This is a genomic window from Rathayibacter sp. AY1D1, assembly GCF_002932635.1.
Classification (GTDB): domain Bacteria; phylum Actinomycetota; class Actinomycetes; order Actinomycetales; family Microbacteriaceae; genus Rathayibacter.
The window spans coordinates 1-5,566 of sequence record NZ_PSVY01000057.1 but is presented as its reverse complement, the minus strand read 5'-3'; the positions used below and the strand labels follow the sequence as shown (position 1 = coordinate 5,566).

Here is a 5,566-nt window from a genome sequence, read left to right as displayed (position 1 = left end):
GCGCACGGCGGCCGCCTTCACGCGGGTGCTGACCGATCCGGACACGGGAGTGGTGACGTCGGTCGGCAGGACGCTCCGCTCCCGCCGTCTCAGGCCGCGAGTCCGCCGAACAGCAGTGACACCGTCATCGCGATGACGACCGAGTCGAAGGCGAACGCGATGACGACGTTCGCGCGCACCAGGCGCCAGCCCTCTCTCGAGCGGATCTCGGCCGAGACCGTGGCCGCCATCGTGGACAGCAGGAGCGCGAGGGTCGCGTCGTCACTGAAGTGCGGCGCCTCCTCGAAGGCGAAGCGCACCTGCGACCGCCGGGGCGACCGCGACTCGAGGCGCAGGCAGGCCTGTGCGACCGAGAGGACCATCAGCACCCACGAGCTCGCGACGGCGAGCAGGGCGGCGGCGAGGGAGAGGGGCTCGCCGCGGGACTCCGTCCTCTGCGCGATCGCCACCGTGACCACGATCGCCGGCACCGCCGCCGACAGCGTCGTGCCGGTCGCCCCGGTCGCCCCCAGCATCCGCGAGAGGAGGCGCCGCTCGCCGCGCGCCTCCTCCTCGGCGGTGCTCCGCAGCGCCTGCTCGTCGAGGCGCGAGAAGGAGGCGGCGCTTCGCAGCGCCTGCTCGTCGAGGCGCGAGAAGGAGGCGGCGCTTCGCAGCGCCTGCTCGTCGAGGCGCGAGTAGGAGGCGGCGCTCCAGCCCACGGAGAGGGCGGTGGAGAGCGGCCGGCCGAGCAGATGGACCGGAACGAGGGTCGCCGTCGCATCGACGGCCCCGTCGCCCGGAGCGAGCGTCCCCGTCGCCAGGACGAGCAGCACCACCACGATCGTGACCAGGAGGCGCACGCACACCCGGAACAGATCCGAGCGGGGTCGTCTGCGCGCGGTCATCGCCGTCCTCCCCGTCAGAGGCCCGGAGCGCGCCTCGAACAATATCCACGCCGTTCCGTCCTGCGGTGTCCCCGTGCACCACCGGGCCATTCGTTGCAACCAACAACAAATCCCCTGAGCACCCGGCAGAATGGACCCATGACCTCACGGAGCAACTGGGCGGGCACCTACGAGTACCGCGCCGCCACCATCATCGAGCCGGAGTCCGTCGAGGAGGTGCAGCGCCTCGTCCGCGAGAACGAGCGCGTCCGCGCCCTCGGCAGCCGCCACTCCTTCAACTCCCTGCCCGACACCCCCGGCGCACTGCTGCACCTGGGGCGCCTGGCCTCCGACCCCGTGATCGACGCCGAGGCGAGCACCGTCACCGTCGGCGGCGCCACCCGCTACGGCGTCGTCGCCGCGCACCTGCACAGCAACGGCTACGCCCTGCACAACATGGGCTCGCTCCCGCACATCTCGGTCGCCGGCGCCATCGCGACCGGCACCCACGGCTCGGGCGACCGCAACGCGAACCTCTCCTCCGCCGTCTCGGCGCTCGAGCTCGTCACCGCTGACGGCTCGCTGCGCACGATCCGCCGCGGGGAGCCGGGCTTCGAGGGCGTCGTCGTCGGCCTCGGCGCCTTCGGCATCGTCACCCGCGTGACCCTCGACATCCAGCCGACCTTCGACGTCCGCCAGGACGCGTTCGTCGACCTGCCCTGGGAGCGCGTGCTCGACGACTTCGACGCGATCACCTCCTCCGCCTACAGCGTCAGCCTCATGACCCACTGGTCCTCGCCGACGGTGGAGCAGCTGTGGCTGAAGACCAAGGTGGCGGCGGGATCCGTCGCCGACGTCAACGCGACGCACCTGGGCGCGGTCGCCGCCTCCGCGAGCCTCTTCGCCGTCTCGGAGGGTGTCGACTCCAACCTGAACCCGTTCGGCGGCTCCGTCGGACCGTGGTCCGAGCGCCTGCCGCACTTCCGCCTCGACCGCGAGCCGAGCGCGGGCGACGAGATCCAGAGCGAGTACATGGTGCCGCGCGCGAACGTCCGCGAGGCGATCGTGGCGCTGCGCGCGATCGGCGAGCGGATCGACGACGTCCTGCTCATCACGGAGCTGCGGACCATGGCGGGCGACGACCAGTGGCTCTCCCCCGCCGGAGGCCGCGACAGCGTCGGCGTGCACTTCACCTTCAAGAAGGACCGCGCCGGCGTCGACGCCGTGCTCCCCGCCGTCGAGGGCGCGCTGCTGCCGCTCGGGGCCCGGCCGCACTGGGGCAAGCACTTCCTCGCCGGAGCCGACGAGATCGCGCCGCTCTACCCGCACCTCGAGGAGTGGCGCACCCTCCGCTCCGAGTGGGACCCCTCGGGCCGCTTCGCGAGCGACTTCCTCCGCGACCGCCTGCTCGGCTGAGCGGCACCCGCCCCGCGGGACCAGGCAGGTTCCGCGGGACGGGGCTCACAGGACGTGGGTCGCGGGACGGGGCTCACAGGACACGGCTCGCGGCTCGCGGCCCACGGGACGCGGCCCACAGGACGCAGCTCGCGGGACGCGGCCCACAGGACGCAGCTCGCGGGACGCGGCTCTCGGAACGCCGCTCAGAACAGGCGGGCCGCGTCGGCGGGCTCGACGAGGTCGCGCACCAGCGCCGGGATCCGCTTCCGGAACGGGAAGAACCCCCGCGACGCCGACGGCCACGCCGCACCGTCCCAGCGGCGGCGCACGGTGACGAGCGCGACCCCCTCGTCGGCGAGAGCCGAGCGGAGCGCCTCCACCCGCTCGCCGACGGGCCCGACCGGCGCGTACGGAACGACCACGGTGTCGATCCGCTCGGACACCGCCCAGTCGACGACCGTCGCGGCACGCGCGTCCGCCAGCACCCTCGCCGGCCGACCGCTGGAGTCGGAAGTGCGCTCGGCGGCGTCGGCGAGCGCCGCGGCGGTGAAGGCGGCGACCGCGTCGGAGACTCCGGACGGCGAGCGCCCGCCCGCGTCCCCGGCGACGGCGCACGCGACGAGGCGCTCGGCCAGACCCGGCTGCTCGGCGAGCAGGCTCTCCGCCTCGAGGTCCTCCTCGTGCAGCAGGAGGCCGGGGCGGGCGCCGACGGTCCCCACAACGTCGTCCTGCTCGAGCGGTGCCCGCGGCGGGAAGGGCTCCTCCGTCAGCGCGGGGGCTGTGGTGGCGAGGCCGCTCGGCGAGAAGCGCCCCTCCGTGTAGCGGGCGATGTTGGACGCGGAGGCGAGGTAGGTCTTGCCCGGAGTCTGCAGGCCGGCGACCCATCGCCACGACAGGGTGTTGGACGCGGCGTCGCCGTCGAGCAGGTGCCGGTAGAAGAAGTCGGCGCCGAGCTGCCAGGGCAGTCCGAGGGTGAAGATCCAGATGCTCGCGAACCACATGCGGGTGTGGTTGTGGAGGTACCCGGTCTCGACGAGCTCGCTCACCCACGCGTCCATCGCGTCGATGCCGCTGTGTCCGCCGATCGCGTCGAGGTACCCGGGCGGAGGATCGCCCGCGGAGGAGTCCGCCACCTCGCGGCGGTAGCGGCGCCAGACGTCCGGGTTCTGCTCGAGCCAGCCCTTCCAGTAGGTGCGCCAGAACACCTCCTGGACGAACTTCTCCGCGGCGGTCAGCCGGTGGCGCGCGAGGACCGCGGCGACGACCTCCCGCTCGGTGACGAGGCGGTGGCGGAGGTAGGGCGAGAGCCCGGAGACGTTGTCCCGGGACGGTCCGAGGTCGTGGTTGCGGTCGCGGGCGTAGGCGGAGCCCGCGCGGGCGACGAAGTCGTCGAGCGCCTCGAGACCGGCGGCTCTGGTCGGGATGAACATCGCCCCATCATCGGCGTCGGCCCGGTGAGAACACCGGCGGCGGCCTCCCGAGTGCGCTCCGGGGACGGAGGTGCCCGCCGAGCGCTCGTCAACGGGGTGACCGGCGCCTCCGACCCGACGTAGCGTCGGAGGACGAGAGGGAGGCCGCCATGCCCCGCGAGGAACAGATTCCGTCCACCATCGAGCGCTCCGACGAGCACGCGCAGAAGCTCTGGTCGGCCGCGCACGACTCGGCCGTCGACAGCTACGGCGACGGCGAGCGCGCCCACCGCACAGCCTTCGCCGCGCTGAAGCACGAGTACGAGAAGGTCGGCGACCACTGGGAGCGCAAGGCCGAGAGCGGCCCCTCCGACTCCCGCGCCGAGGGCCACGGCCGCTCCCCCGGGGGCGAGACGGCGGGCGGAGTGGACGCGAACGCGACCAAGGCGCACCTGATGGACCTCGCCAAGCGCCTGGACGTCTCCGGCCGCTCGCGCATGACGAAGGCCGAGCTCGTCGAGGCCCTGCAGAAGGAGAGCACTCGACGGACGCGCGACGCGCGGTGAGGGCAGGGGGCGGGGTCGGGAACAGCCGCCCCGCCGAGCCCCGGCCCGCTCAGTCCAGCGCGTCCCGCATGGCCGCCATGCCCAGCTCCAGCTCGGCGAAGGTGGTCGACAGCGGCGAGAGGCCGATCCGGATGCCGTCGGGTCGGCGGAAGTCCGGCACGACCCCCTCCGCCTGCAGCCGCGGGACCAGGCCGGCGAACGACTCGTGCGCGATCGTCACGTGCGAGCCGCGCCGGGCGGGGTCGAGCGGAGTCGCCACCCGCACCCCGCGCGGCACCAGCCACGCGTCGGCCAGCTCCAGCGCGTACGCCGTCATCGCCTCCGACTTCGCGCGGACCGCGGGCATGCCCACCGAGGCGATCAGCGCGATCATGTCCTGCATCGCGAGCATCCCCGTGATCGGCGGAGTCCCGCTGAGGAAGCGCCGCATCCCCTCGGCCGGACGATAGCCGGGTCCCATCTCGAACATGTCGGCGACGCCCATCCAGCCCTGCACCGGCTGCGCGAGCGAGCCCTGGTGCCGGGAGGCGACGTACGCCCACGCGGGCGCCCCCGGGCCTCCGTTCAGGTACTTGTAGGAGCAGCCGACCGCGAGGTCCGCGCCCCACGCGTCGAGCTCGAGCGGCACGGAGCCGACGGCGTGGGAGGCGTCCCAGAGCACGAGCGCGCCGGCCTCGTGCGCCTGGGCGGTGATCGCCGCGGCGTCGGCGAGGAACCCCGAGCGGTACGCGACGTGGCTGAGCAGCACCAGCGCCGTCCGCTCGCCGAGCACCGGGGCGAGGTCGTCGGGGCCGACGCCGCTCCCGGGGTCGGAGTCGATCCAGCGGAGCGTGCTGCCGGTCTCGGCCGCGATGCCCTCCAGCACGTACCGGTCGGTGGGGAAGTTGTCGGTGTCCACGACGATCTCGTCGCGCCCCTGCTCCGCCTGGCGGGCGATCGCCGCGCGGGCGAGCTTGTAGAGCAGGACGGTCGTGGAGTCGGCGACGACCGTCTGCCCGGCCGCGGCTCCCAGCACCGCGGAGCCGAGGGCGTCGCCTACCTCGAGCGGCATGTCGAGCCAGCCCTCCTCCCAGCCGCGGATGAGGCGGCCGCCCCACTCCTCCTCCGCGAACCGCGCGAGCCGGGCGACGCTCGCGCGCAGCGGCCGGCCGAGCGAGTTGCCGTCGAGGTAGGAGCGGACCTCGGGGGTGCGGACGAACAGCTCGGGGCAGTGCGCGAGCGGGTCCTGGGCGTCGAGCGGATGCATGCCCTCACCCTAGGTCGCGGGCGCCGGGCGCGACGCGTGCCGCCGGGGCCCCGGATCCGTGCCGCCGGGGTCCCTGACGGGTGC

5 protein-coding genes are annotated in these 5,566 nt (G+C 74.0%); 2 read left to right on the top strand and 3 right to left on the bottom strand.

Features of this window, described 5'->3' with window-relative positions; translation table 11 throughout:
* Positions 1 to 89: 89 nt before the first annotated feature.
* A complete protein-coding gene (locus C5C56_RS17230) occupies positions 90 to 884 on the bottom strand; it encodes a DUF1345 domain-containing protein (RefSeq protein WP_181137630.1) in 795 nt (264 codons plus the stop codon).
* A gap of 138 nt (positions 885 to 1,022) precedes the next feature.
* Here C5C56_RS17230 and C5C56_RS17225 point away from each other — a divergent pair, with 138 nt between their 5' ends.
* Positions 1,023 to 2,279, top strand: coding sequence for a D-arabinono-1,4-lactone oxidase (locus C5C56_RS17225; RefSeq protein WP_104320006.1), 1,257 nt, complete (start codon positions 1,023 to 1,025; stop codon positions 2,277 to 2,279).
* Positions 2,280 to 2,464: 185 nt separating this feature from the next.
* Here C5C56_RS17225 and C5C56_RS17220 read toward each other — a convergent pair whose 3' ends face one another.
* The gene (locus C5C56_RS17220; protein WP_104248350.1) at positions 2,465 to 3,691 is read right to left on the bottom strand and encodes an FAD-binding domain-containing protein; all 1,227 of its coding nucleotides are present in this window, start codon (positions 3,689 to 3,691) and stop codon (positions 2,465 to 2,467) included.
* A gap of 149 nt (positions 3,692 to 3,840) precedes the next feature.
* Here C5C56_RS17220 and C5C56_RS17215 point away from each other — a divergent pair, with 149 nt between their 5' ends.
* The gene (locus tag C5C56_RS17215; protein ID WP_104225169.1) at positions 3,841 to 4,236 is read left to right on the top strand and encodes a ChaB family protein; all 396 of its coding nucleotides are present in this window, start codon (positions 3,841 to 3,843) and stop codon (positions 4,234 to 4,236) included.
* 49 nt (positions 4,237 to 4,285) lie between these two features.
* Here C5C56_RS17215 and C5C56_RS17210 read toward each other — a convergent pair whose 3' ends face one another.
* Complete coding sequence (locus C5C56_RS17210; RefSeq protein ID WP_104320005.1) at positions 4,286 to 5,482, bottom strand: kynureninase; 1,197 nt, start codon at positions 5,480 to 5,482, stop codon at positions 4,286 to 4,288.
* Positions 5,483 to 5,566 lie beyond the last annotated feature (84 nt).